Origin of the sequence: Neisseria gonorrhoeae, assembly GCF_013030075.1 — a bacterium.
Taxonomy (GTDB): Bacteria; Pseudomonadota; Gammaproteobacteria; order Burkholderiales; family Neisseriaceae; genus Neisseria; species Neisseria gonorrhoeae.
Genome location: NZ_AP023069.1, coordinates 833,055 through 857,333 on the forward strand (window position 1 = coordinate 833,055; position 24,279 = coordinate 857,333).

26 protein-coding genes and 2 pseudogenes are annotated in these 24,279 nt (G+C 51.7%); 20 read left to right on the forward strand and 8 right to left on the reverse strand.

Annotated features, from left to right (window positions below):
• Window positions 1-44 precede the first annotated feature (44 nt).
• Window positions 45-662 carry a recombination mediator RecR gene (gene recR, locus HT085_RS04280; protein ID WP_003688660.1) on the forward strand — a complete coding sequence of 206 codons (618 nt, stop codon included), beginning with the start codon at window positions 45-47 and terminating at the stop codon, window positions 660-662.
• A 55-nt stretch (window positions 663-717) separates the two neighbouring features.
• Here recR and HT085_RS04285 read toward each other — a convergent pair whose 3' ends face one another.
• Window positions 718-996 carry a hypothetical protein gene (locus tag HT085_RS04285; protein WP_003688659.1) on the reverse strand — a complete coding sequence of 93 codons (279 nt, stop codon included), beginning with the start codon at window positions 994-996 and terminating at the stop codon, window positions 718-720.
• Window positions 997-1,221: 225 nt separating this feature from the next.
• On the opposite strand from HT085_RS04285, the gene HT085_RS04290 reads away from it, so the two are divergent.
• From HT085_RS04290 to recD, 3 genes are all read left to right on the forward strand, one after another.
• The gene (locus HT085_RS04290) at window positions 1,222-2,469 is read left to right on the forward strand and encodes a lipoprotein-releasing ABC transporter permease subunit (protein ID WP_003691197.1); all 1,248 of its coding nucleotides are present in this window, start codon (window positions 1,222-1,224) and stop codon (window positions 2,467-2,469) included.
• Window positions 2,462-3,157, forward strand: a complete 696-nt coding sequence (lolD, locus tag HT085_RS04295) for a lipoprotein-releasing ABC transporter ATP-binding protein LolD (protein WP_003688655.1) — start codon at window positions 2,462-2,464, stop codon at window positions 3,155-3,157. The genes HT085_RS04290 and lolD overlap by 8 nt, the downstream gene beginning before the upstream one ends.
• Window positions 3,158-3,223: 66 nt before the next feature.
• Window positions 3,224-4,969, forward strand: coding sequence for an exodeoxyribonuclease V subunit alpha (recD, locus tag HT085_RS04300; protein ID WP_003691195.1), 1,746 nt, complete (start codon window positions 3,224-3,226; stop codon window positions 4,967-4,969).
• Between the two features lie 71 nt (window positions 4,970-5,040).
• Here the strand turns inward: recD and HT085_RS04305 are convergent.
• Window positions 5,041-5,687 (reverse strand): annotated as a pseudogene (locus HT085_RS04305) (methyltransferase); the annotation flags it as partial.
• Between the two features lie 7 nt (window positions 5,688-5,694).
• Here HT085_RS04305 and HT085_RS04310 point away from each other — a divergent pair.
• Window positions 5,695-6,657, forward strand: a complete 963-nt coding sequence (locus HT085_RS04310; protein ID WP_017147020.1) for an IS110 family RNA-guided transposase — start codon at window positions 5,695-5,697, stop codon at window positions 6,655-6,657.
• Window positions 6,658-6,785: 128 nt separating this feature from the next.
• Here the strand turns inward: HT085_RS04310 and HT085_RS04315 are convergent.
• Window positions 6,786-7,245 (reverse strand): annotated as a pseudogene (locus HT085_RS04315) (methyltransferase); the annotation flags it as partial.
• A gap of 251 nt (window positions 7,246-7,496) precedes the next feature.
• Here HT085_RS04315 and lon point away from each other — a divergent pair.
• Window positions 7,497-9,959, forward strand: a complete 2,463-nt coding sequence (gene lon, locus HT085_RS04320) for an endopeptidase La (RefSeq protein WP_003691187.1) — start codon at window positions 7,497-7,499, stop codon at window positions 9,957-9,959.
• Between the two features lie 181 nt (window positions 9,960-10,140).
• On the forward strand, window positions 10,141-10,410 hold the full coding sequence (locus HT085_RS04325) for an HU family DNA-binding protein (protein WP_003688640.1): 270 nt from the start codon (window positions 10,141-10,143) through the stop codon (window positions 10,408-10,410).
• Window positions 10,411-10,585: 175 nt separating this feature from the next.
• On the opposite strand, the gene HT085_RS04330 is transcribed toward HT085_RS04325, so the two are convergent.
• Window positions 10,586-11,020, reverse strand: a complete 435-nt coding sequence (locus HT085_RS04330) for a hypothetical protein (RefSeq protein ID WP_003688638.1) — start codon at window positions 11,018-11,020, stop codon at window positions 10,586-10,588.
• The gene (locus tag HT085_RS04335; RefSeq protein ID WP_003695291.1) at window positions 11,013-12,320 is read right to left on the reverse strand and encodes a homoserine dehydrogenase; all 1,308 of its coding nucleotides are present in this window, start codon (window positions 12,318-12,320) and stop codon (window positions 11,013-11,015) included. Before HT085_RS04335 ends, HT085_RS04330 begins: the two co-directional genes overlap by 8 nt.
• A gap of 195 nt (window positions 12,321-12,515) precedes the next feature.
• Between HT085_RS04335 and HT085_RS04340 the strand changes: the two genes are divergently transcribed.
• The 4 genes from HT085_RS04340 to HT085_RS04355 all read left to right on the forward strand — a co-directional run bounded on the left by HT085_RS04340 (window position 12,516) and on the right by HT085_RS04355 (window position 15,871).
• Window positions 12,516-12,887, forward strand: coding sequence for an Mth938-like domain-containing protein (locus HT085_RS04340; protein WP_003688636.1), 372 nt, complete (start codon window positions 12,516-12,518; stop codon window positions 12,885-12,887).
• Window positions 12,888-12,963: 76 nt separating this feature from the next.
• Entirely contained in the window at window positions 12,964-14,886 is a 1,923-nt protein-coding gene (locus HT085_RS04345; protein WP_003691184.1) for an ATP-binding cassette domain-containing protein, read from the forward strand.
• Window positions 14,873-15,268, forward strand: coding sequence for a hypothetical protein (locus tag HT085_RS04350; RefSeq protein ID WP_010358122.1), 396 nt, complete (start codon window positions 14,873-14,875; stop codon window positions 15,266-15,268). The genes HT085_RS04345 and HT085_RS04350 overlap by 14 nt, the downstream gene beginning before the upstream one ends.
• Window positions 15,269-15,358: 90 nt before the next feature.
• Window positions 15,359-15,871, forward strand: a complete 513-nt coding sequence (locus tag HT085_RS04355; RefSeq protein WP_003688633.1) for a hypothetical protein — start codon at window positions 15,359-15,361, stop codon at window positions 15,869-15,871.
• Between the two features lie 375 nt (window positions 15,872-16,246).
• On the opposite strand, the gene HT085_RS04360 is transcribed toward HT085_RS04355, so the two are convergent.
• Window positions 16,247-16,429 (reverse strand): hypothetical protein, encoded by a 183-nt coding sequence (locus tag HT085_RS04360; RefSeq protein ID WP_003704052.1) that lies wholly within the window; start codon window positions 16,427-16,429, stop codon window positions 16,247-16,249.
• Between HT085_RS04360 and HT085_RS11555 the strand changes: the two genes are divergently transcribed.
• Window positions 16,429-16,764, forward strand: coding sequence for a hypothetical protein (locus tag HT085_RS11555; RefSeq protein ID WP_017146819.1), 336 nt, complete (start codon window positions 16,429-16,431; stop codon window positions 16,762-16,764). The genes HT085_RS04360 and HT085_RS11555 overlap by 1 nt on opposite strands.
• A 36-nt stretch (window positions 16,765-16,800) precedes the next feature.
• Here the strand turns inward: HT085_RS11555 and ung are convergent, their stop codons facing one another.
• Complete coding sequence (ung, locus tag HT085_RS04370; protein WP_003688628.1) at window positions 16,801-17,460, reverse strand: uracil-DNA glycosylase; 660 nt, start codon at window positions 17,458-17,460, stop codon at window positions 16,801-16,803.
• Between the two features lie 80 nt (window positions 17,461-17,540).
• Here ung and HT085_RS04375 point away from each other — a divergent pair, with 80 nt between their 5' ends.
• Together HT085_RS04375 and HT085_RS04380 are read left to right on the forward strand one after the other, a co-directional pair.
• On the forward strand, window positions 17,541-17,948 hold the full coding sequence (locus HT085_RS04375) for an NfeD family protein (protein WP_003704054.1): 408 nt from the start codon (window positions 17,541-17,543) through the stop codon (window positions 17,946-17,948).
• 14 nt (window positions 17,949-17,962) lie between these two features.
• A complete protein-coding gene (locus tag HT085_RS04380; protein WP_003688626.1) occupies window positions 17,963-18,910 on the forward strand; it encodes an SPFH domain-containing protein in 948 nt (315 codons plus the stop codon).
• 106 nt (window positions 18,911-19,016) lie between these two features.
• Here HT085_RS04380 and HT085_RS04385 read toward each other — a convergent pair whose 3' ends face one another.
• Window positions 19,017-20,087 carry an AI-2E family transporter gene (locus HT085_RS04385; RefSeq protein WP_003688625.1) on the reverse strand — a complete coding sequence of 357 codons (1,071 nt, stop codon included), beginning with the start codon at window positions 20,085-20,087 and terminating at the stop codon, window positions 19,017-19,019.
• A 184-nt stretch (window positions 20,088-20,271) separates the two neighbouring features.
• On the opposite strand from HT085_RS04385, the gene HT085_RS04390 reads away from it, so the two are divergent.
• The 6 genes from HT085_RS04390 (at window position 20,272) to HT085_RS04415 (ending at window position 24,236) form a co-directional block, all read left to right on the forward strand.
• Complete coding sequence (locus tag HT085_RS04390) at window positions 20,272-20,547, forward strand: HP0495 family protein (protein ID WP_003691180.1); 276 nt, start codon at window positions 20,272-20,274, stop codon at window positions 20,545-20,547.
• Between the two features lies 1 nt (window position 20,548).
• Window positions 20,549-21,172 carry a lipoyl(octanoyl) transferase LipB gene (gene lipB / locus HT085_RS04395; RefSeq protein ID WP_003688623.1) on the forward strand — a complete coding sequence of 208 codons (624 nt, stop codon included), beginning with the start codon at window positions 20,549-20,551 and terminating at the stop codon, window positions 21,170-21,172.
• Window positions 21,165-22,148, forward strand: coding sequence for a lipoyl synthase (gene lipA / locus HT085_RS04400; protein ID WP_003688622.1), 984 nt, complete (start codon window positions 21,165-21,167; stop codon window positions 22,146-22,148). Before lipB ends, lipA begins: the two co-directional genes overlap by 8 nt.
• Before the next feature lie 474 nt (window positions 22,149-22,622).
• On the forward strand, window positions 22,623-23,087 hold the full coding sequence (gene bfr / locus HT085_RS04405; RefSeq protein ID WP_002217177.1) for a bacterioferritin: 465 nt from the start codon (window positions 22,623-22,625) through the stop codon (window positions 23,085-23,087).
• Between the two features lie 27 nt (window positions 23,088-23,114).
• Window positions 23,115-23,588, forward strand: a complete 474-nt coding sequence (gene bfr, locus HT085_RS04410) for a bacterioferritin (protein ID WP_003691178.1) — start codon at window positions 23,115-23,117, stop codon at window positions 23,586-23,588.
• Window positions 23,589-23,915: 327 nt separating this feature from the next.
• Window positions 23,916-24,236, forward strand: coding sequence for a helix-turn-helix domain-containing protein (locus tag HT085_RS04415; protein WP_003688619.1), 321 nt, complete (start codon window positions 23,916-23,918; stop codon window positions 24,234-24,236).
• Window positions 24,237-24,279: the final 43 nt, after the last annotated feature.

Consider the following 24,279-nt stretch of genomic DNA (forward strand, 5'->3'; position numbering starts at 1 on the left):
AACGGTCGGAATATTCCGACCGTTTTCCCATATGGCGGAGTATGATGAATTCCAAAAAACAGGATGCATTCCAACGCCTGATCGGTGCGCTGAAAGTATTGCCCAACGTCGGGCCGAAATCGGCACAGCGGATGGCGTACCATCTGTTGCAGCAAAAGCGCAAAGAGGCTGAAGAGCTGGTGGATGCCTTACAGACGGCATTGAGGCAGGTTCGCCATTGCGCAAGGTGCAATACATTTTGCGAAGGCGGATTGTGCGATATTTGTGCCGATGAAACACGCGACGGGCGGCGGCTGATGGTGGTGCATATGCCTGCCGACGTGTCGAATATAGAAGCGGCAAACTGCCACGACGGGCTGTATTTCGTCCTGATGGGGCAAATCAATACGGCATTGGGAATGGACGTATCCGCCATCGCATTGGACAGGCTGGCGCAACGGCTGGACGGCGGGGAAATCGAAGAAATCATTATCGCGACCGCCTTTACCGCAGAAGGCAATGCCACAGCGTATGTCCTGTCCGAGTTTTTCAAAAACCTGCCTTACAAGGTCAGCAGGCTGTCGCAGGGCATCCCATTGGGCGGCGAATTGGAATATGTCGATGCGGGAACGCTGGCGCAGGCGGTGTACGAACGGCGTCTGATTAAAGAAGGCGGGGCGTAACGCCGCCAATGCAAAATGCCGTCTGAAGCCTTCAGACGGCATTTTTTCGGGCGGTTTACTTGCAGTTGAGCCCTTGAATCTGCAAAGTGCCCCCGCTGCCGACCGTAAAGACGCACTGCGCCGCGCTGCTGCCGGAAACGGTAATGCTGCCGCTGCCGCCGTTCAGGCTGACAGGTTCCTTAACGCCCATACCGACTGCCGTTGCCGCCAGCTTTTGCGCGTCGGCTTCGGAATAAGGCGTGTTGTTGGCATCGATTTTGATTTCTTTGGCATAGGCTGTCGAAACAGTAAAAACGGCAACAGCACACAAAGCGGAGATTTTCCTGATATTCATTGTTTTCCTTAAAGAAAAGGTTTTGTTTCAAGAGAAGGATAGGGTAGTTCGGCGCGTTGTGCAAGTTTTCCGTCCTGTTTTTCCGAATTTGCCACATACCGCGTCTTTATTTACACAGCCTGCCGTTCGGACGCTGCCGGGGTTTTACGGTACAATAAACTTTTGCCGCCTCCCCCAAACCGCCGTCCGGGGCGGCACGTTTGCAGACATTTTTAAGGTAGCGTTATGTTTTCTCTAGAGGCTTGGATAGGCTTGAGGTATCTCAGGGCGAAAAAGCGCAACGGCTTTATGTCGTTTATCACGATGGTTTCGATTGCCGGAATCGCCTTGGGCGTAACCGCGCTGATTGTCGTCTTGTCGGTTATGAACGGCTTTCAGAAAGAAATACGCGGGCAGCTCCTGAATGTCGCGCCGCACGCCGAAATCGGCTATATCGACAATACGGATACGGATTGGCGCAACCTGCTTCGGTTTGCCGAAAACCGCAAAGGCATTTTGGCTGCCGCACCCTATGTTTCCAATCAGGCATTGCTGGCAAACGCGGGCGAAATCAGGGGCGTTCAGATACGCGGCATTTTGCCGTCTGAAGAGCGCAAAGTGGTGGAATACGGCGACAAAATGCCGGCAGGCAAGTTTGAAGACCTGATTCCGGGCGAGTTTGACATTATCCTCGGTGTCGGTTTGGCGGAGGCTTTGGGGGCGGAAGTCGGCGGCAAGGTTACGGTAATTACGCCGGAGGGCAACGTTACCCCTGCCGGAGTCGTGCCGCGCCTGAAGCAGTTTACCGTGGTCGGCCTGGTCAAGACGGGTGTTTACGAAGTGGACAACTCATTGGCGATGACGCATATCCAAGACGCGCGCGTACTGTACCGCTTGGATAAGGAAGTTGCGGGGCTGCGGCTGAAGCTTGCCGATCCGCAAAACGCCCCCGCCTTGACGGCAACGCTGATTCCGGAGGCGCAAAGGGACACGGTTTGGGTGCGCGATTGGACGTACAGCAACCGCAGCTATTTTGAAGCGGTCGAACTGGAAAAACGGATGATGTTCATTATCCTGACGCTGATTATCGCCGTGGCGGCGTTCAACCTTGTCTCTTCCTTGGTGATGGCGGTTACGGAAAAGCAGGCGGACATTGCGATTTTGCGGACTTTGGGTCTTTCCCCTGCCGGCGTGATGAAGATTTTTATGGTGCAGGGCGCGTTTTCAGGCTTTTTCGGCACGCTGGCGGGTGTGGTCTGCGGCGTGCTTTGGGGTTGGAACGTCGGCAGGGTCGTGGCGTTTTTTGAAAACCTGCTCGGTGTCCACCTCATCAATTCGCAGGTTTATTTTATCGACTACCTGCCCAGTGATGTCGATATGGGCGACGTTGCCCTGATTGCCTGCATTTCCTTGGGGCTGTCTTTCGTGGCGACACTGTACCCGAGCTGGCGCGCGTCAAAAACCCAACCGGCGGAGGCTTTGCGTTATGAGTGATTTGATTTTGAAATGCGAAGGCGTGGGCAAACGCTACCGTGACGGCGGTTTGGACGTTCCGGTGCTGTACGGCTTGGATTTGGAAATCCGCACGGGGGAAAGCACCGGCATCATCGGCTCTTCGGGCAGCGGCAAATCGACGCTGCTGCATATTTTGGGCGGGCTGGATATGCCGTCTGAAGGCAGGGTGCTGCTGATGGGCGAGGATTTGCGTGCCTTAAACCAGCGGCGTTTGGGCGATTTGCGCAACCGCCATCTCGGTTTCGTGTACCAGTTCCATCATCTTCTGCCTGAATTTTCGGCACTGGAAAACGTGATGATGCCGCTTCTGATCGGCAAAAAAAGCCGTAAAGAGGCGGTAGAAACGGCAATGGCGATGCTCGACAAGGTCGGACTGAAACACCGTTCGACGCACCGTGCGGGCGAATTGTCCGGCGGCGAACGCCAGCGTGCCGCCATTGCGCGCGCCTTGGTTACGCAACCCAAATGCCTGCTTGCCGACGAACCGACCGGTAACCTCGACCGGGCAAACGCAAGGAATGTTTTGGATATGATGCTGGAACTGAAAACGGAATTGGGAACGGGGCTGGTGGTCGTAACGCACGACGACGAACTCGCCGGCCGCTTCGAGCGCGTGATGGTCATGAAAGACGGCAGCCTGCACCCCAGACAGGGCGCAAACGCCTAAACAGCCGAAACAACACGCACCGTCTGAAGCCCCGTGCCTTCAGACGGCATTTCGACAAGGAATACGATGGAACTGCAGACAGATGAATTTGCCCAAGCGGCGGCAAGGGCGGCAATCCGTTTTTTGGAACGCTATGCGGGTTCGGGCAACGAAGTGCTTGCAAACTGTACCGAACGCCTGTTTCAGGCATTGCAAAACGGTCATTCGTTTATCCGTTTGAGCGGGGACGAGGCTGACGCGCTGTCGGCACTCGCACCCGTGGTCGGAACATCCGCCGCGCCTTTGATTTTGGAAGGCAGAAGGCTGTTTTTGGGCAGGATGTGGCAGTTGGAATACGATTTGGCTGCCGAAATAAAACGCTTGGCGGCAGCCGGCACGTCCGCCCCCGACGCGGCAGGCGCGCGGCAAAACCTCGCAAAATGGTTTCAAGGCGCGGGAAGCGAAGGACAGCGCGATGCGGCCGCCTTGGCACTGTTGCAGTTTTTTATGGTGATTACCGGAGGGCCGGGAACGGGCAAAACGACAACGGTTGCCAAACTGCTGGCACTGATTTGCGGTGAAAACGAAAATCTTCCCCATATCGCGCTTGCCGCACCGACGGGCAAAGCGGCGGCACATATGGCGCGCGCACTGCACCGTGCAATCAACGGTTTTGACGCGCCGGAGGCCGTCCGCCGCCATTTGCTCAAACTGGAAGGGCAAACCGTCCACCGACTGCTTAAGCTGAGCCCGCCCAAAATGCAGGCGGCGTTCGACCATATCCGTCCGCTGCCGTTCGACGTGCTGATTGTCGATGAAGCCTCCATGTTGGATACCGCATTGATGCTGCAACTTTTGAAAGCGGTCAAAACCGGCGCGCGCGTGATTCTGCTGGGCGATGAAAACCAGCTCCCGTCCGTCGGAATCGGGGCGGTGCTGTCCGTTTTGTCGCAAAAAACCGTTTTGGACGGAGAAACGCACCAAAGGCTGGCCGGTTTCCTTCCGGAACACGGTTTCAGCGTCAGCGCAAATCCGCCCGTGTTGGCGCAAAACACCGCCCATCTGTCGTTCAGCCACCGCTTCGGCGACAACAGCGGCATCGGCTGCCTTGCCCGTGCCGCCGTATCGGGCGATGAAGGGGCGTGGGCATTGTTTGACCGGTTTCCGGACGAACTGGAACATTCGGAATGCAGTCCGAATGCTCGGGTCGAAAGGTTGTACCGGGCGCACAAAGCCTATTGGCAGGCGGTAAAAGACGGCAATATCGAAGCCGCATACGCAGGCATCTCGGATATCGTGGTTCTGGCAGCTTGGCGGCAGGATGCGGAAGACTTCAACGAAGCCTATTGCAGCTATGTACGCCGCAAAATGAACATACCGGAACATTTGGCCTATTTCGCCGGAGAGCCGATTATGATCAGACAGAACGACTACGCGCTTGAGCTGTTCAACGGCGACATCGGACTGATTATGGAAGATGTCGGACGGCAGGGCAGCCTTGCCGCCTATTTTGCCGATGCGGACGGATTTAAAAAGGTAGCGGTAAGCTGCCTGCCCGAATTTGAACCCGCATTCGCCATGACCGTCCACAAAAGCCAAGGTTCGGAATATCGGGAAGTCTGGCTGCTGCCGCCTTCCGACGCACCTTCGGACGAAGGGGACGATGCATTGTCCGGATTGAGTAAGGAGCTGTTATATACCGCTATTACCCGCGCCAGGGAAAAATTCGTATTTTTCGGCGGCAAAAAGACATTTTGTCAGGCGGTAAACACCGTCAAAGTCCGTCAGACGGCGTTGGACAGTATGCTTGAGCGGGTATTTTCACAAGAATAATCCGCCCGAATGATGCCGTGCCGGCGGCGCGGGCGTTCCGATGCCTACCGTCGGAAGCACGCCACCGCCCCTTATGCCTTTTTCAAACGGCACAGGAAAGTAGTTTCCCTGTTTCGGGCAAAAGCCAGCGGATCGTTCGAATCGGCAGCTTTTTTGTGAACCGGTTTGGTTTTCAAAACATCCTCAACACGCAAACCCGCCCGGATAAATGCCTTTTCCAAAAAGTCGGCAGACCGCAGCCCCAAATGCACGGCGAGGTCGGAAATGATAAGACGGATTTCTCCGTCGGGATTCAGATGTTTGGCGCATCACGCAAAAACGCAGCCAGCATCGCAGATTCGGGGTCGTATAACGCGGATTCGACGGCGGAAGTCGGCTTGGCGGGAAGCCGGGGCGGATTGCAGACAATCAGGTCGGCAAACCCTTCGGGAAATAAATCGGTTTCGCGGATTTCAACCTGTTTTTCAAAACCCAAACGGGCAATATTGGCACGGGCGCAGGCAACCGCCCTCGGATTGGTATCCGTGCCGATGACGGAAGGAATGCCCTGTTTCGCCAAAATGGCGGCAAGTACGCCCGAGCCCGTCCCGATATCGAATGCCGTCTGAAAACCCGTTGACGGCGCATGGGCAAGCAGGTCGAGATATTCGCCGCGCAACGGCGAGAATACGCCGAAAGGAACGTGTATGCTGCCGCCCAACTGCGGAACGGCAACCCCTTATATATTGCGTAACACTGTAGGATTGGACATATCCAAGCTGACATTTGACGCAACGGCCATTGTCGGCAATGCCGAATATTCGGCAAAGTTTGACAACGATTCAAAAGGTTTAAATCAGTTTTCGGACCGGTTGAAAAGCTTGGGATGTCAGAATCTGCATATCTGTATGGAGGCAACGGGAAACTATTATGAAGAAGTTGCCGACTACTTCGCGCAGTATTACAGCGTTTACGTAGTGAACCCGCTGAAAATAAGCAAGTATGCAGAAAGCAGGTTCAAGCGAACCAAAACAGACAAACAGGATGCAAAGCTGATAGCGCAGTATTGCCGGTCGGCGCAGGAAAGCGAGCTTGTAAAGAGGCAGAAGCCTACGGACGAGCAATACAGGCTTTCACGGATGATCGCAGCATACGCGCAAATCAAAAGCGAATGCGCGGCAATGAAAAACCGTCATCACGCGGCAAAAGATGAAGAAGCGGCCAAAGCATATGCGCAAATCATCAAAGCCATGAATGAACAGCTTGAAGTTTTAAAGGAGAAGATAAAAGAGCAGACGGAGAAGCCTAACTGCAAGGAAGGCGTGAAGCGTCTTGAAACCATACCGGCAATAGGCAGAATGACCGCAGCCGTATTGTTTCATCATCTAACATCTTCGAAATTTGAAACATCAAACAAATTTGCAGCGTTCGCAGGCTTAAGCCCGCAACAAAAAGAATCCGGGACAAGCGTAAGGGGAAAAGGCAAACTGACCAAGTTTGGCAACAGGAAATTACGCGCCGTCTTGTTTATGCCGGCCATGGTCGCATACCGGATAAGGGCATTTCCCGACTTCATCAAAAGGCTGGAAGAAAAGAAGAAGCCTAAAAAAGTCATCATCGCAGCATTGATGCGTAAACTCGCCGTTATTGCGTATCACGTACATAAGAAAGGCGGAGATTACGATCCATCGCGTTACAAATCGGCGTAAATCCCGAAAGGAAAAAAGGCATTTTTTAAATGCCTGCTTTGCCGCGTCTGAAATCCGGTGAATTTTCAAATATTGAAATTCAATGGGTTGAAAATGAATTGTAAAGATGCTGTTGTCAATTAAAGTAGTATCTTTCTTATGCCACTCATGCACACCCATAAACCCCAGCAGCAGATTGAGCGGCAGAAAAAACGGTTTGCCGTCCGCCTCTCCGTACACGTCGAGCAAAGCGGCGCGTATATCGGGCGCGCGTTTGTTGTCCAACACGAAACCGGGGCGGATTTCAACGGCAAGCATATTCAGAATACGGCTCTGTTGCGCCTGCTTCATACGGTGGGCGTGGAAAAGGGCGGCGATATCTGCATCGGAACGGACGGCGGCAGGTTTGCGGACCTTCTTCTTCATTGCCGAAAGCACCTGTTTGGCATTGTGGAAATCGCCCTGCCAGACAGTTGCAATATTTTGATAGGTAGCCTTCAAAATGCCGTCTGCACCGCTTTCGCGGACATAATACCAACCTTTGGGCGGCTTTTGCAGACTTTCGTTGCGCCATTCGAACCCGTTATCGGGAAAAATAAAAGAAGACATGGGATACCTGCGTCATGTTTTGAAAATAGGGCGGCAGAACCGCAAACCATACGGATGGTACAGCAAGGAGCGGCAACACAGAACTGTTTTTTTGTTCCCGCCTTGTCTTTCCAAGCCCATGCCGTCTGAAGCCGGAATGTTTCAGACGGCATGGCATCAAACTCCATAAATAAACCGCGTATGCTTGAAATAATACTTTCAACCCCAATTTACGCGGCAATCCGTATCCTGTCAGACACAAGAGAGTATCCATGACACAAAAAGAAAAGCATTTTGAGGAATATGCTGCTTTGGCGACCCTTCCTTTACGGGATGTCGTCGTTTACCCGCATATGGTTCTGCCGCTGTTCGTCGGCAGGCCGAAATCCATCGCCGCACTGGAAAACGCCATTACCCGCGAGGAACCGGTTTTCCTGTTGGCGCAAACCGATGCGGCGGTAGAAGAACCGGTTGCCGCCGACCTGTATCAGACCGGTACCGTCGCACAAGTCCTGCAAGTGTTGAAACTGCCCGACGGCACGGTAAAAGTGCTGGTCGAAGGGCTGTATCGCGGACGTGTTTTGACCATCGAAGACACGGGCGGGCTGTTCGTTTCTCATATAGAGGCGGTCGTGGAAGAAGACACGGGCGGCAATACCGACCTCGAAGCCGTGCGCCGCACCCTGTTGGCGCAGTTTGAACAATACGCCAAACTCAATAAAAAAATCCCTGCCGAAATTATCGGCAGCATCAACGGCATTGCCGAAAACAGCCGGCTAACCGATACGGTCGCAGCGCATTTGCAGTTGAAACTGGCGCAACGCCAACAGATTTTGGAGATTCCCGAAATCGGCAAACGGATGGAATTCCTGCTGGCAAAGCTGGAATCCGAACTCGACATTATGCAGGCCGAAAAACGCATACGCGGACGCGTCAAACGCCAAATGGAAAAATCCCAACGCGAATATTATCTGAACGAACAGATTAAAGCGATACACAAAGAATTGGGCGAAGAAGACGAAAACGGCGAACTGGATGCCTTGGAGGCAGGCATCAAAAAGGCGGGTATGACCAAAGAAGCGGAAGAAAAATGCCTGTCCGAACTGAAAAAACTCAAAATGATGCCGCCGATGTCTGCCGAATCCACCGTCGTACGCAACTACATCGACACCCTGCTCGGACTGCCGTGGAAGAAAAAATCCCGCGTCAGCAAAGACATCGCCAAAGCCGGACTGGTGCTGGATGCCGACCACTACGGCCTGGAAAAAGTCAAAGAACGGATTTTGGAATACCTCGCCGTCCAAAAACGTATGGACAAGCTCAAAGGTCCGATTCTGTGTTTGGTCGGCCCTCCGGGCGTGGGCAAAACCTCTTTGGGCGAATCCATCGCCAAAGCAACGGGGCGGAAATATGTCCGTATGGCCTTGGGCGGCGTGCGCGACGAAAGCGAAATCCGCGGGCACCGCCGTACCTATATCGGCTCTATGCCCGGCAAGATTTTGCAGAATATGGCAAAAGCAGGCGTAAGAAACCCGTTGTTCCTGCTCGACGAAATCGACAAATTGGGCAGCGACTTTCGGGGCGATCCCGCCAGCGCGTTGCTTGAAGTGCTCGATCACGAACAAAACAACAAGTTCGCCGATCATTATGCCGAAGTGGATTACGATTTGAGCGACGTGATGTTTATTGCGACTTCAAACAGCCTGAATATCCCGACCCCGCTGCTTGACCGTATGGAAATCATCCGTCTGTCCGGCTATACCGAAGACGAGAAAATCAATATCGCGATGCAGTATCTCGTACCGAAGCAAATGAAACGCAACGGCGTGAAAGAAGGCGAATTGGTGGTCGAAGAAAGCGCGGTACGCGATATTATCCGTTATTACACCCGAGAGGCGGGCGTGCGTTCGCTCGACCGCGAAATTGCCAAAATCTGCCGTAAGGTGGTGATGCAGATTACCTTGAACGAAGATAAGAAGAGGTTGTCTGAAACCAAGAAAACCAGCAAAGCCAAGCCTAGGGCGGTTAAAGTCAATGAGAAAAACCTACATGACTACTTGGGCGTGCGCCGCTTCGATTACGGCGTTGCCGAAAGTGAAAACCGCATCGGACAGGTTACCGGTTTGGCTTGGACGGAAGTCGGCGGCGAATTGCTGACTGTCGAAGCCGCAGCATTACCGGGTAAAGGCATGATCCAGTGTACCGGCCAGTTGGGCGATGTGATGAAGGAATCTGTATCCGCTGCATGGTCTGTTGTCCGTTCCCGTGCGGAATCAGTAGGTTTGGCTCCTGATTTTTACGAGAAAAAAGACATTCATGTCCATGTTCCCGAAGGTGCAACGCCGAAAGACGGTCCGAGCGCAGGCATTGCTATGACTTTGGCGATGGTGTCCGCCTTTACCAAAATTCCGGTGCGTGCCGATGTTGCCATGACGGGCGAAATTACCCTGCGCGGCGAAGTCCTGCCGATCGGCGGTCTGAAGGAAAAACTGTTGGCTGCGCTTCGCGGCGGCATCAAACACGTCCTGATTCCGAAAGACAATGTCAAAGACTTGGAAGAAATCCCTGAAAACGTGAAAACCGGATTAACCATCCATCCGGTCAAATGGATAGACGAGGTATTGGCTTTGGGTTTGGAAAGCCGGCCTGAGTCTTGGGCAGAACCTTCTGCCGCGGAAGCGGCGGCGGAATCCGCTTCAAAACCGAAACCCCGCAGCAGGGCAATCAAACATTGAAACGCAGGAAATGTGTTGTAAAAATGCGGTTTCGTCCTGAAAGCCTGTAAAATAGGGCGATTCCGTATTTTTTGCTTGACACGGCAATTTCAGAATTGCTATAAAGCGAAAGTTGCTCAAGCAGTACAAACCCCGAGTATTCGGGCATTTCATCATTTTTTAAGACAGGAAGGGACTGATTGTGAACAAGTCTGAATTGATCGAAGCGATTGCTCAAGAAGCCGATATTTCCAAAGCCGCCGCACAAAAAGCTTTGGATGCCACTACCAACGCAGTAACCAACGCCCTGAAACAAGGCGACACCGTTACTCTGGTCGGTTTCGGTACTTTCTACGTCGGCGAACGTGCGGAACGCCAAGGCCGCAACCCCAAAACCGGCGAGCCTCTGACCATTGCCGCCGCCAAAACGCTTAAATTCCGTGCAGGTAAAGCATTGAAAGACGCACTGTAAACTGTTTTTCAGCAAAAGCCGATTCCTTGAAGAATCGGCTTTTTGTTTTCCCCGCCGAATCAGGATAGGGGTTTGCCCGTCGGATTCGGATGAAGGGCTGCCCGTCAAACCCGGATGGAAAAATGCCATCTGAAACGCTTTTCCCCGCGTTCAGACGGCATTCCAGACCTGAGGTTCAATCGGCTTTCAAATCCGCGACACATTGTTTGTCTCGAGTTTCAAACGCGTTTGCGCCGCCGAGCAGGTCAAGCTGTTCTTGTGCACCGAGTTTGCCGAAGGAGCTGATCTGTTTCTCGCTCAATCCGTCCAAAGGCTGCTCCCACATACATTTGCAGTAGTCGACGGCGAGACGGGTATTGTCCGCATCCAAGCCGCGCGCTTTCAAATCGTTCTGCCATTTTTCAGCAAACGGAATATTTTTCATGCAAGACTCGACAATTTTCTGTTTTGCCTGCGGTTTGGACATCGCGCATTGGGAGAGCAGGGCGGTTGAAGCGAGCAACGCCAAAATGACCCACGCCCAAATGCGGATGGTGCGGATTTTGGCTTTTGCTTTTTTGCGCGCGGCAACCTGCTCTTCCGTCGGCGTTTCGTGTTTCGGCTCAGTCATGCAGGCTTTCCATGCGGATCATGGTAATCGGTTTTTCCACACAATCCAGTGCTTCGATGGCTGCGATTGCCGACTTGATGTGTTTTTCGACCGTGCTGTGGGTCAGAATCACGATTTCGGCAGTGGTCTGATCGATAACGCCTTTTTGGATTAAGGCTTCGATGGACACGTTTTCTTGTGCCAACAGCGCGGCGATTTGCCCCAGCGTGCCCGGTTCGTCTTTGGCTTGGACGCGCAGGTAGTAGCTGCTGGTAATTTCGTCCATAGGCAGGATGGTTTGCGCTTGGACTTGGGCGGGTTGGAACGCCAGATGCGGTACGCGGTGGGCGGTGTCGGCTTCAACCAGGCGGGCGATGTCGATGATATCGGCAACCACGGCGGAAGCGGTCGGCAATGCGCCCGCGCCCGCGCCGTAATATAAGGTTTCGCCGACCATATCGGCGTTGACGCGCACGGCGTTCATCACGCCGTCGACGTTTGCCAAGAGGCGGCTTTCGGGAATCAGGGTCGGATGGACGCGCAATTCGATGCCTTTGCCGGTTTTGCGGGTGACGCCCAACAGTTTGATGCGGTAGCCGAGTTCTTCGGCGTATTTGATGTCGCGGCTGTCGAGTTTGCTGATGCCTTCGAGATAGCAGGCGGAGAAGTTCATCGGCGTACCGAATGCCAGCGCGCTCATGATGGTGATTTTATGGCCTGCGTCGTTGCCTTCGATGTCGAAGGTCGGGTCGGCTTCGGCATAACCCAATGCCTGCGCTTCTTTCAATACGTCGGCAAACGCGCTGCCTTTTTCGCGCATTTCGGAGAGGATGAAGTTGCTGGTGCCGTTAATAATGCCGGCGATGGATTTAATCCTGTTTGCCGCCAAACCTTCGCGCAGGGCTTTGATGATTGGGATACCGCCCGCTACTGCCGCTTCAAATTGGACGATGACGTTTTGTTTTTCCGCCAGCGGGAAGATTTCGTTGCCGTATTCGGCGAGCAGTTTTTTGTTGGCGGTAACGATGTGTTTGCCGTTTTCAATGGCTTTCAACACCGCTTCTTTGGCAATGCCCGTGCCGCCGAACAATTCGACGACGACATCGACGTCTTTACGCGCGACCAGTTCGAACGGATCTTTGACAAAGGCGGCGGACGGGCAGATTTGGCGGGCTTTTTCTTCGCTTAAGTCGCACATGGCAGAAATACGGATTTCGCGCCCCAAGCGGCGGGAAATTTCCTCTGCGTTGTCCCGCAACACGGCAGCCGCACCGCCGCCGACCGTACCTAAGCCTAAAAGACCGATGTTTACTGGCTTCATTGTGTCTCCTTGTAAGCCGACTGAAATGTAAATATTGAAAGACGAAAATATCCGCTGCCGGTATAATTGTGCCGCACTTTGAATCAAATGCCGTCTGAAATCGGCAGGCGCGTCAGATGAAATCTGCCAATCCTACATTAATTCGCCTGATTTTGCACCCCTTTCGGTGCAGATGATGCAGCAACGGGGTAAAAAATGTTGTTTGAAGAAAATCCGATAGACGGACAGTTTGCAGAATATGAATGCGGCGCGGGCGGAATCCGGCTGGCGGGGCAAAGTTTCCATAAACCCGTGCTTGTACATAAGGATTCGGTCTGCCTGCCGCAATGCCGAACCTTGTCCGACCTGACTCCGGAAAACCTGTTGTCCGACATCAAACCTGTTGACTATCCGGAAATATTGATTATCGGGACGGGCGCGGCTCAGGAGTTTATCCATCCCAAAATCATGGCGGATTTTTCCCGAATCGGAATCAGCGTGGAATGCATGAATACCGATTCGGCATTCAGGACATTGGTTTTCCTGCACTCGGAAGGGCGCAGGGCTTGGGCTTGGCTTCAACCGTAAATTTCCCGTTTCAGACGGCATCGGCACTGACTTTCAGGTAAAATACGGGCTTTTCCCGCCCGACGATGTTTCCGTTATGATTGAAATCAAAAACCTCACCCTGCAACGCGGTTTGAAAGTCCTGCTCGACAAGGCTTCCGCTGCCGTCAATCCCGGTCAGCGCGTCGGTTTGATCGGTAAGAACGGGACGGGCAAATCCAGCCTGTTTGCCTTAATCAAGGGCGAAATCACTCAGGACGGCGGCGATATCTCGATTCCGAAAAACTGGCGGCTCGCTTCCGTTTCCCAAGAAACGCCCGATTTGGATATTTCCGCTTTGGATTACGTTTTGCAGGGCGATGCCGAGTTGCAGGCTTTTCAGACGGCATTGAGGCAGGCGGAAGTGCAAAATGACGGCATGAAGCAGGCGGAATATCATGCCAAATTGGAAGAAATCGACGCCTATACCGCGCCGGCCCGCGCGGCAAAATTGTTGAACGGGCTGGGTTTTTCGCAAGAAGAACACAGCCGTCCCGTCAAATCCTTTTCCGGAGGCTGGCGTATGCGCCTGAATCTTGCGCAAGCCCTGATTTGCCGCGCTGATTTGCTCTTGCTTGACGAACCGACCAACCATTTGGATTTGGAAACTGTCTTGTGGTTGGAAAACCACCTTGCCTCTTTACCCTGCACGCAAATCATCATTTCCCACGACCGTGATTTCCTCAATGCGGCCACCACCCAAACCATTGAATTGTCGCAGCAAAAGCTCACGCAATACAGCGGCAATTACGATTTTTACCAAACCGAACGCGCGCAGCGTCTGGCGCAACAACAAGCCGCATATGTCAAACAGCAGGCGCAAATCAAACATCTGCAATCCTTTATCGACCGCTTCAAAGCCAAAGCCACTAAAGCCGTTCAAGCTCAAAGCCGCATGAAGGCGTTGGCGAAGCTCGAACGCATCGCTCCCGCACATCTGGACAGCGAGTTTTCCTTTGAGTTTTACAATCCCGACCATCTGCCCAATCCTTTGCTGAAGCTGGAGCACGCTGATTTGGGTTACGAAGGTAAAACCGTCCTGCATGACATTACCCTGTCGCTGGAAAGCGGCGCACGCTACGGGCTATTGGGTGTCAACGGCAGCGGTAAATCTACGTTTATCAAAGCTTTGGCAGGAAAAATCGATTTACTCTCCGGCAGCATCGTCCATTCCGAAAAACTTAATATCGGCTATTTCGCCCAACACCAGCTTGACACCATCCGCGCCGACCAAAGCCCTGTTTGGCATATACAGCAGCTTTCTCCCGAAGTACGCGAACAAGAAATCCGAAATTTCCTCGGCGGCTTCGATTTTGTTGGTGATATGGCGTTACAGAAAACCGAACCTTTTTCCGGCGGAGAAAAAGCCCGCCTTGCCCTTGCCATGATTATCTGGCAAAAGCCGAACCTGCTGCTGCTTGACGAACCGACCAACCATCTGGATTTGGATATGCGCCACGCCTTAACGCTCGCGTTGCAAAGTTTCCAAGGTGCATTAATCGTCGTATCGCACGACCGCAGCCTGCTTGAAGCCACGACCGACAGTTTCCTCTTGATAGACAAAGGTCGTCTGAAAAACTTTGACGGCGATTTGAACGATTACCGCCAATGGCGCTTGGCACAGGAAAACGCCGCAACCGCGCCAGCCGCTTCCACTCAAAGCCAAAACCGCAAGGATACCAAGCGTATCGAAGCGCAAATCCGTCAAGAAAAAGCCCGACGCAGTAAGCCGATACAACAGAAAATCGACAAAGCCGAAAAAGAAATGGTGCAGCTTTCTGAAATTCAGACGGGATGCGAAGCATTTTTAACACAAGAAGACGCTTACCTTGAAGCAAACAAAGAAAAATTGCAAAATACCTTATCCGAGCTGGCAAAAGTCAAAACACAGCTTGCCCAAATCGAAGAAACTTGGCTGGCTTGTCAAGAAGAATTGGAACGGATTGAAACTGAAATCGAGAAACAGTTTGCCGAGCGATAAAGAAGCGCGGGCAGGGTGCTTATCTTTGCCTGCCAATAACGGTATAATTCGGACGTTACCACCGCCTTTTTACTTTACCGGTATAAACATCAGACTTTTTGCCGCCTTGGGTCTCCTGTCCCTTTCCGGCGCGGCGGCGCAAGCCTCCATATACCATTGCAACTCAAATGGCAAAAGCGTATATACATCAGACCCGTCAGGATCGTGTGCCGATGCTGATTTACCTAAAATCAGCAGCCATCAGGGAGGCGGATACCGCCTGAAAATTAAAAAACTTAGTCAAGAAGCCAAAATACACACAGGAAACAAAAAGAAAAACAAAAAACATGCCGGGAAAAAGAACAGACAGGCTGCCAAAGCCCCGAAGGAAAATCAAAAATAAACAACCGAAAAGAAAAGCCCATAAAACGCCAAGAAAACCTTACAAAAAATCCTCAAAAAATCAAATTATTATCCGAATATCAAACACATTATGAAATCAAAACTCCCCTTAATCCTAATCAACCTTTCCCTGATTTCAAGCCCATTGGGTGCGAATGCGGCCAAAATCTATACCTGCACAATCAACGGAGAAACCGTTTACACCACCAAGCCGTCTAAAAGCTGCCACTCAACCGATTTGCCCCCAATCGGCAACTACAGCAGCGAACGCTATATCCTGCCCCAAACTCCCGAACCGGCACCATCACCGTCAAACGGCGGACAGGCTGTCAAATATAAAGCCCCGGTCAAAACAGTATCCAAGCCGGCAAAATCCAATACGCCGCCTCAACAAGCACCTGTAAATAACAGCAGACGCTCCATTCTCGAAGCAGAATTAAGCAATGAACGCAAAGCCCTGACTGAAGCCCAAAAAATGTTATCACAAGCACGTCTGGCAAAAGGCGGCAACATCAACCATCAAAAAATCAACGCATTGCAAAGCAATGTTTTGGACAGACAGCAAAATATCCAAGCACTGCAAAGAGAATTGGGACGTATGTAAGGCCGTGTTTTCAAATCGACCGTTCCAAGGATTTGACAGAAGAAATGATGAAAAAGCAGGAGAATTTTTGGGATAAGTTGGGCGATTTACTGTTTGCGCCCGTTGATATAATGTTTTGGATTAAAAAAGTATGGGCGGCATATCCTGTGTGTCGGCTGCCTGTAATCGTATTGAAGGTCAACGTATTCCCCAATACCGGCTACACGTACAACTGTTTCCGATAGTTCGCATAATGTATATTATGTTAAATTTATAATGGATTGAATAGATATTTTTACAATCTCATTCAAAACTCAGACACTTAAAAAATTTAATCAGAACAAATAAAAAAGCAAACAAAAATATCCATCTTTCAAACTCATATTTTGCAATAACCTAGATAAGCAAGAACAGAGGCAGAACGGATTCGCCTTTGATGTGGTGGTAGGCAACCATTCCAATATGTCCCAGCGACAAAAACAGCAATGAAAATGCCAGCGTGCCGTGAATTCCTCCGCCATTGCCGATTTGACGGGCAATGCCTGCGGCGGAACAGCGAGCATCAGGGCATACGCCCAATGCCCAATTTGGTGACGGCGGTGTTGGCGGGGCGGTTTTTACGTTGGCGGATTCCCTACCCTACGCACCAAACAGACAATATCAGCAGCAGGATTCTGACTGCACGGATATGTTGGTATGAATCGTCCGCCCAAGCGGAAAAGGCTGTCGCGCCCAAAACAGTGGCAAGAATAAATTGCTTGAATTTCATGATGTTGCTTCTTTTGCACAAAGCGTTCGGAATAGTGAAGCCCGCAGCCTATGGCTTTGCGGCAGTCGCAGCTTTACAAGCGGTATTGCAGGAAACCTTAAAACACGATCATTGCATCAAGAGCTGTTCGAATTCCGCCAAATGAACCTGACACGCAAACTTTGACGCTTGAATACGGCATTCATAGCTTCCAGTTTATCGGTTCGATACCGTGTTGACTCAAATAGCTGTTTGCCTGTGAAAAATGGCGGCAGCCAAAAAAACCGCGATATGCCGACAGAGGAGACGGATGAGGCGCGGTCAGTATCAAATGATTTTGACTGTCTATCAGCCTCCCTTTTTGTTGTGCATACCCACCCCACAACATGAAGACAAGGTGCTTGCGGTGTGTCGCAAGCTGCCTGATGACGGTATCGGTAAAGCGTTCCCAGCCTAAAAGGGCGTGCGAATGCGCCTGTCCTGCACGCACCGTCAAAACCGTGTTCAGAAGCAATATGCCCTGCTCCGCCCACGCTGTCAGGCAGCCGTGCGCGGGAATGGAAAAGCCTTCGATGTCGGTTTCCAATTCTTTGTAAATATTGAGTAAAGACGGCGGTATGCGGACACCCTGCCGGACGGAAAATGCCAAACCGTGCGCCTGCCCTACCCCGTGATACGGATCTTGTCCGAGAATGACGACTTTGACCCGGTCGAACGCTGTCAGCCGGAATGCGTTGAACACATCGGCCTCCGGCGGATAGATAATTTGCCCCGACAAACGTTCCTGCCTGACCGCATTTAAAATTTCCTGAAAATACGGCTGCTGTTTTTCGCCGCCGAGTGCATCGTGCCAAGTGTCCATATCTGCCCTATCCTTTCAAATTCGGCTATACTGCTGATATTGCGTTATTTTGTCAAACGACGCGCTTTGTGGGGAAATGTATGACTGTATGGTTTGTTGCCGCTGTTGCCGTCTTAATCATCGAATTATTGACGGGAACGGTTTATCTTTTGGTTGTCAGCGCGGCTTTGGCGGGTTCGGGCATTGCCTACGGGCTGACTGGCAGCACGCCTGCCGCCGTCTTGACCGCCGCACTGCTTTCCGCGCTGGGCATTTGGTTCGTACATGCCAAAACCGCCGTGGGAAAAGTTGAAACGGATTCATATCAGGATTTGGATACCGGAAAATATGCCGAAATCCTCCGATACACAGGCGGCAACCGTTACGAAGTTTTTTATCGCGGTACGCACTGGCAGGCGCAAAATACGGGGCAGGAAGTGTTTGAACCGGGAACGCGCGCCCTCATCGTCCGCAAAGAAGGTAACCTTCTTATCATCGCAAACCCTTAACACTCGGAGGAATTATGGAATTTTTCATTATCTTGTTGGCAGCCGTCGCCGTTTTCGGCTTCAAATCCTTTGTCGTCATCCCCCAGCAGGAAGTCCACGTTGTCGAAAGGCTCGGGCGTTTCCATCGCGCCCTGACGGCCGGTTTGAATATTTTGATTCCCTTTATCGACCGCGTCGCCTACCGCCATTCGCTGAAAGAAATCCCTTTAGACGTACCCAGCCAGGTCTGCATCACGCGCGATAATACGCAATTGACTGTTGACGGCATCATCTATTTCCAAGTAACCGATCCCAAACTCGCCTCATACGGTTCGAGCAACTACATTATGGCAATTACCCAGCTTGCCCAAACGACGCTGCGTTCCGTTATCGGGCGTATGGAGTTGGACAAAACGTTTGAAGAACGCGACGAAATCAACAGTACCGTCGTCTCCGCCCTCGATGAAGCCGCCGGGGCTTGGGGTGTGAAAGTCCTCCGTTACGAAATCAAGGATTTGGTTCCGCCGCAAGAAATCCTTCGCGCAATGCAGGCACAAATTACCGCCGAACGCGAAAAACGCGCCCGTATTGCCGAATCCGAAGGCCGTAAAATCGAACAAATCAACCTTGCCAGTGGTCAGCGTGAAGCCGAAATCCAACAATCCGAAGGCGAGGCTCAGGCTGCGGTCAATGCGTCCAATGCCGAGAAAATCGCCCGCATCAACCGCGCCAAAGGCGAAGCGGAATCCCTGCGCCTTGTTGCCGAAGCCAATGCCGAAGCCATCCGTCAAATTGCCGCCGCCCTTCAAACCCAAGGCGGGGCGGATGCGGTCAATCTGAAGATTGCGGAACAATACGTAGCCGCGTTCAACAATCTTGCCAAAGAAAGCAATACGCTGATTATGCCCGCCAATGTTGCCGACATCGGCAGCCTGATTTCTGCCGGCATGAAAATTATCGACAGCAGCAAAACCGCCAAATAAGCCGTGATGAAAATACCGTCTGAAGCTCTGTTTTCGGGTTTCAGACGGTATTTTTATTTAAACCCGAACAGGGTTGTATTCCGCTTCAAATATGTTTCGGAACCGTCTACCTGCCCCGGTAAAAACTGCCGGCAAAATATTTCTGCGCGCCCTCGCGAAGCAAGACCAAGGTTACGGCGGCCAAAGGCAATCCGGCCAACATTCCGACAAAGCCCATCAGCTCTCCGAACGCCATCAGCGAAAAGATAACCCAAAACGGCGACAGGCCGATACGGTCTCCTACAATTTTCGGCGTAATGAAAAAACTTTCGAGAAACTGACCGACGGCAAAAACCGCCCAAACAGCCAAGATTCCGTTCCACGAACCGAACTGGAGCAAGGCTGCAACAGTGGCAAGCAGCAATCCCGTAAACGCACCCAAATAGGGGACAAACACCAAAATACCGGCAACCATACCGATGGCAAATCCCGAATCCAGTCCGACTAGCATCAATCCCAAACCGTAAACCAAGCCCATAATCAGCATCACCAGAAGCTGACCGCGCAAAAATTCGCCCAATACCTCGTTCAAATTACCCGTAATGCGCGTATAAGCACCGGCAAAACGCCTCGGAACCAGTTTGGCGATGCCGCACGACCACCGCTGCCAATCCAGCAGGAAATAGTAAAGCAGCAAGGGCGGCAGCAGCAGGTTGCCGATACTGCTGACAATATTGCCGCCCTGTTTCATCAAAACGGGAAACCACGCCTTAAGCGCGTTGCTCAACTCGCCCGTATGCGCCTGAAACCACGCAATAATAGATGCCTGATCGATTTCCACATATCCGCCGATTGTATTTTTCAACCACGGCAGCAGCGTGTTCTGTATAAAACCGATTAATTGGGGCAGGCGAGATGCCAAATTATTGAACTGCCCGACCAGCATAGGGACAATAATCAACAATAATGCCAACAACAAAATCAAGGAAAACACCATCACAGACATCGAAGCGGATGCACGGTTCAAACCCTTTTTCTGCAACCATTCGACCAAAGGGTCCAACACATACGCCAGCACCGCCGCAACCGCAAACGGAGTCAAAGTATCGCCGAGCGCGTAAACCAGCCAGACCAAGGCGGCAAACGCCGCGCCGGCACCCATCCACGGCTTGATGCCCCGTCCTTTTCTCCGATACATAAAATCCACCCTTCCGAAAATAATATTGCGCGCCAGTATAGCAGAACCGCCGCGCCGTCAAAAAAGCCTCCGCCTTCCCGATAGCCTGTTATCGTGGTTTAGGCTAAAATACTGCACATCCGATGCCCTCTGAAAGGCAAACCCGCCTTCAGACGGCATACCGTACACGATAAGGCAGCACATCATGACCGAACAAAAAAACAAAGCATCCCTCATCGAATTTCCCTGCGCCTTCCCATTGAAAGTGATGGGCGCGGTGCATCCCGAGTTCGAGCAGGCGGTATTGGACACCGTCCGCCTTCACGCCCCCGACACGCAGGCGCACCACATCACCACGCGTCCGAGCAGCAAAGGCAACTATACCGGTGCCACCGTTCAGGTAAAGGTTGAAAACCAAGAACAATTGGACAACATCTACCGCGCGCTGACTTCGCACGAACTGGTCAAAGTGGTACTTTGAGATGAAAATCATACACAAAGGTTTGGTCGAATATCTGCCGACTTTTGAAGCGATGAAAACCTTTAATGCCGGACGGAATGCAGACACCGAAGACGAATTGTGGGTCGTCGAACACCCGCCCGTCTTTACGCAAGGACTGGCGGGAAAACCCGAGCACCTGCTGATTAGGGACGACATCCCCGTCGTCCAAATCGACCGGGGCGGGCAGATTACCTATCACGGGCCCGGGCAATTGGTCGTTTATACGATGATTGATTTCAAACGGCGCAAAACCAGCGTCCGCAACATCGTTTCCGCGCTTGAAAACAGCATCATCGCCACATTGGCGGAATACGGCATCGAAGCGGCGGCAGATCCCAAACGCCCCGGCATTTACGTCGGCGAACGCAAAATCGCCTCACTGGGGCTGCGTATCAAAAACGGTTCCGTCTATCACGGACTCGCACTCAACGTCAATATGGATTTAAGCCCGTTTACCCAAATCAACCCCTGCGGCTACGCCGGTATGGAAATGACGCAAATCGCGGATTTTGTCCAACCCTGCCCCGCGCCGGACGAAGTCGCCTCCAAACTCACCGCACACCTTGAAACACAACTCACACCGAAAGCAGACAACAATGAGTGAAATCAAAACCGACGACCCCAAACGCGGCATCAAACTCAGAGGCGCGGACAAAACCGCCCGCATCCCCATCAAAGTCGTCCCCCTTCAGGAAAAACTGAAAAAGCCCGAATGGATACGCGCCAAACTCCCATCGCGCAAATTCTTTGAAATCAAAGACATTTTGCGCGAACAAAAGATGCACACCGTTTGCGAGGAAGCCTCCTGCCCCAACATCGGCGAATGCTTCAGCAAAGGCACGGCGACCTTCATGATTATGGGCGACATCTGCACCCGCCGCTGCCCGTTCTGCGACGTGGGACACGGCCGTCCGAATATGCTCGACCCCGACGAGCCGAAAAACCTCGCAGAATCCGTCAAAGCCATGAACCTGCGTTACGTCGTCATCACCTCGGTTGACCGCGACGACCTGCGCGACGGCGGCGCCCAACACTTCGCCGACTGCATCAAAGCCATCCGCGAAACCAGCCCGAACACCAAAATCGAAATCCTCGTCCCCGACTTCCGAGGCCGCTTGGACATCGCACTGAAAATCCTTGCCGAAACCCCGCCCGACGTGATGAACCACAACTTGGAAACCCATCCGAGCCTGTACAGAAAAGCCCGTCCCGGTGCCAATTATCAACATTCTTTAGACTTATTAAAACGTTATAAAGAAATGATGCCGCATATCCCGACCAAATCCGGCATTATGGTAGGCTTGGGCGAAACAGACGAAGACGTGCGTGAAATTATGCGCGATATGCGGGCGCACAATATCGAGATGATTACCATCGGACAGTACCTCCAGCCTTCAGACGGACACTTGCCTGTCTTGCGCTACGTTACACCCGAACAATTCAAAATATTTGAAAAAGAAGCATACGAACTGGGCTTTACCAATGCCGCCATCGGCGCGATGGTACGTTCAAGTTACCATGCCGACGAACAGGCGGCGGAAGCCTTACGCGAAAGCCACGGCGGTTGCGGGCATCATTAAACTCGGAACACCGTTCCGAAGTAAAAAATAATTTCCTACGCTGCTGTCTGCCGCCTTGTTTGATGTAAACAACATCAATTTGAATTGTCCATGCCGTCTGAAAGTCCTTCAGACGGCATAATTTATTCCCAAAATCCGATAATCTCAAAAGAATCTGTCGGTTAATGAGAAAGATTCATTATAAATTTTGATAAAAAACCGTGCTCTATTTGTTTTTTGCTATGGTTAACAAGTGTAAATGTTCTTTATTGATGAGATGGATTCTTAGTTTTAGCAGCAAAAAAAACCGATAAGAAACAGCATACTGATTTGGAAGGCATCGGGGAATACGCCCTATTTATTTTGATAATTGTTTGTATTTTAAATAGAAAATTTGTCATGCCGACAGCTTTTGCATACAATGCACGCATCCCGAACAGCGTTACAGAACGCCGTTTAACCGCACGAAACCCAAATTAAGAAAAGAGAGATATTATGCAAGGCAATCAAGCTGTTGTTGATTACATGAACGAATTGCTGTCCGGCGAGCTGGCGGCACGCGACCAATACTTCATCCACTCCCGCCTCTACTCCGAATGGGGCTACACCAAACTTTTTGAACGTCTCAATCACGAGATGGAAGAAGAAACCACACACGCCGAAGACTTCATCCGACGCATCCTGATGCTGGGCGGTACGCCGAAAATGGCACGCGCCGAACTGAATATCGGCACGGACGTGGTTTCCTGCCTCAAAGCCGACCTGCAAACCGAATACGAAGTGCGCGACGCTTTGAAAAAAGGCATCAAACTGTGCGAAGAGGCTCAAGACTATGTTACGCGCGACCTGATGGTTGCCCAACTGAAAGACACCGAAGAAGACCACGCACACTGGTTGGAACAGCAGCTGCGCCTGATCGAGCTGATTGGCGAAGGCAACTACTACCAAAGCCAACTGTAATCCGTATTAGGAATAAAAGGAGTCCGTATGAAAGGCGACCGTTTGGTTATCCGCGAGCTGAACAAAAACTTAGGCTTGCTGCTGGTAACCATTAACCAATATTTCCTTCACGCCCGTATTTTGAAAAACTGGGGCTTTGAAGAACTGGGCGAACATTTCTTCAAACAATCAATCGTAGAAATGAAAGCTGCCGACGATTTGATTGAACGCATCCTCTTCCTTGAGGGATTGCCCAATTTGCAAGAGCTGGCCAAGCTGTTGATTGGTGAATCTACCGAAGAAATCATCGCCTGCGATTTGACCAAAGAACAGGAAAAACACGAAGCCCTGCTTGCCGCCATCGCCACAGCAGAAGCGCAACAGGATTATGTCAGCCGTGATTTGTTGGAAAAACAAAAAGATACTAACGAAGAACACATCGACTGGCTCGAAACCCAGCAGGAACTGATCGGCAAAATCGGTTTGCCGAACTACCTGCAAACAGCGGCGCAAGAGGACTAAAACACAAACCACTGCCAAATACAGCAGTCCCCTGCATCATCAGACGGCATATCCGTATAAACGGGTATGCCGTTTTTCTTTGCCGGTTTACGAATAAAATCTAAATTGATTTGAATCAATACTCGATAACGGTTTTTGTTTGATAATACCGATATGAAATCTAGATTGTTTGTTTGCTGTTTCCCAATCCGTCTTGATTTTACCTCTTTCCTCTTGATGTGTGTGTGTGTTTGGGTGTGGCTGCCGCCACCCCTTTTTTTTGGCTTTTATGTGAAGTAAAATCCGTAACAGCAAATGCTTAACTTTTAACCATTTATCCGGAAACAAATGATGGGCAACAAATTGACTCTGCCTGCCGAATTGCCTGACGAACAGGATTTGCGGGCGGTATTGGCATACAATATGCGGCTTTTCCGCGTGAACAAGGGTTGGTCGCAAGAGGAATTGGCGCGGCAATGCGGTTTGGACAGGACTTATGTGTCGGCAGTCGAGCGCAAACGCTGGAACATTGCCCTGTCGAATATCGAAAAAATGGCGGCGGCTTTGGGCGTGGCGGCGTATCAGTTGCTGCTGCCGCCGCAGGAACGGTTGAACCTGATGACCAATTCCGCCGATACCCGACAAGTGCCGTCTGAAAGCGGTATTTGACCGCCGAACCATCCGCCTCCCTTTTTCCCGCCAATCGAAAGAA

Bases quoted from the DNA above. Each gene is read 5' to 3' on its own strand.
- HT085_RS04380 (WP_003688626.1), top strand. From the start codon at position 17,963: ATGGAATTTTTCATTATCTTGTTGGCAGCCGTCGCCGTTTTCGGCTTC.
- HT085_RS11555 (WP_017146819.1), top strand. From the start codon at position 16,429: ATGCCCAATTTGGTGACGGCGGTGTTGGCGGGGCGGTTTTTACGTTGG.
- HT085_RS04355 (WP_003688633.1), top strand. From the start codon at position 15,359: ATGAAATCAAAACTCCCCTTAATCCTAATCAACCTTTCCCTGATTTCA.
- lipA (WP_003688622.1), top strand. From the start codon at position 21,165: ATGAGTGAAATCAAAACCGACGACCCCAAACGCGGCATCAAACTCAGA.
- HT085_RS04375 (WP_003704054.1), top strand. From the start codon at position 17,541: ATGACTGTATGGTTTGTTGCCGCTGTTGCCGTCTTAATCATCGAATTA.
- HT085_RS04345 (WP_003691184.1), top strand. From the start codon at position 12,964: ATGATTGAAATCAAAAACCTCACCCTGCAACGCGGTTTGAAAGTCCTG.
- HT085_RS04385 (WP_003688625.1), bottom strand. From the start codon at position 20,087: ATGTATCGGAGAAAAGGACGGGGCATCAAGCCGTGGATGGGTGCCGGC.
- HT085_RS04340 (WP_003688636.1), top strand. From the start codon at position 12,516: ATGTTGTTTGAAGAAAATCCGATAGACGGACAGTTTGCAGAATATGAA.
- HT085_RS04290 (WP_003691197.1), top strand. From the start codon at position 1,222: ATGTTTTCTCTAGAGGCTTGGATAGGCTTGAGGTATCTCAGGGCGAAA.
- ung (WP_003688628.1), bottom strand. From the start codon at position 17,460: ATGGACACTTGGCACGATGCACTCGGCGGCGAAAAACAGCAGCCGTAT.
- lipB (WP_003688623.1), top strand. From the start codon at position 20,549: ATGAAAATCATACACAAAGGTTTGGTCGAATATCTGCCGACTTTTGAA.
- lon (WP_003691187.1), top strand. From the start codon at position 7,497: ATGACACAAAAAGAAAAGCATTTTGAGGAATATGCTGCTTTGGCGACC.
- recR (WP_003688660.1), top strand. From the start codon at position 45: ATGAATTCCAAAAAACAGGATGCATTCCAACGCCTGATCGGTGCGCTG.
- HT085_RS04330 (WP_003688638.1), bottom strand. From the start codon at position 11,020: ATGACTGAGCCGAAACACGAAACGCCGACGGAAGAGCAGGTTGCCGCG.
- recD (WP_003691195.1), top strand. From the start codon at position 3,224: ATGGAACTGCAGACAGATGAATTTGCCCAAGCGGCGGCAAGGGCGGCA.
- HT085_RS04415 (WP_003688619.1), top strand. From the start codon at position 23,916: ATGATGGGCAACAAATTGACTCTGCCTGCCGAATTGCCTGACGAACAG.
- HT085_RS04335 (WP_003695291.1), bottom strand. From the start codon at position 12,320: ATGAAGCCAGTAAACATCGGTCTTTTAGGCTTAGGTACGGTCGGCGGC.
- bfr (WP_003691178.1), top strand. From the start codon at position 23,115: ATGAAAGGCGACCGTTTGGTTATCCGCGAGCTGAACAAAAACTTAGGC.
- bfr (WP_002217177.1), top strand. From the start codon at position 22,623: ATGCAAGGCAATCAAGCTGTTGTTGATTACATGAACGAATTGCTGTCC.
- HT085_RS04390 (WP_003691180.1), top strand. From the start codon at position 20,272: ATGACCGAACAAAAAAACAAAGCATCCCTCATCGAATTTCCCTGCGCC.
- lolD (WP_003688655.1), top strand. From the start codon at position 2,462: ATGAGTGATTTGATTTTGAAATGCGAAGGCGTGGGCAAACGCTACCGT.
- HT085_RS04285 (WP_003688659.1), bottom strand. From the start codon at position 996: ATGAATATCAGGAAAATCTCCGCTTTGTGTGCTGTTGCCGTTTTTACT.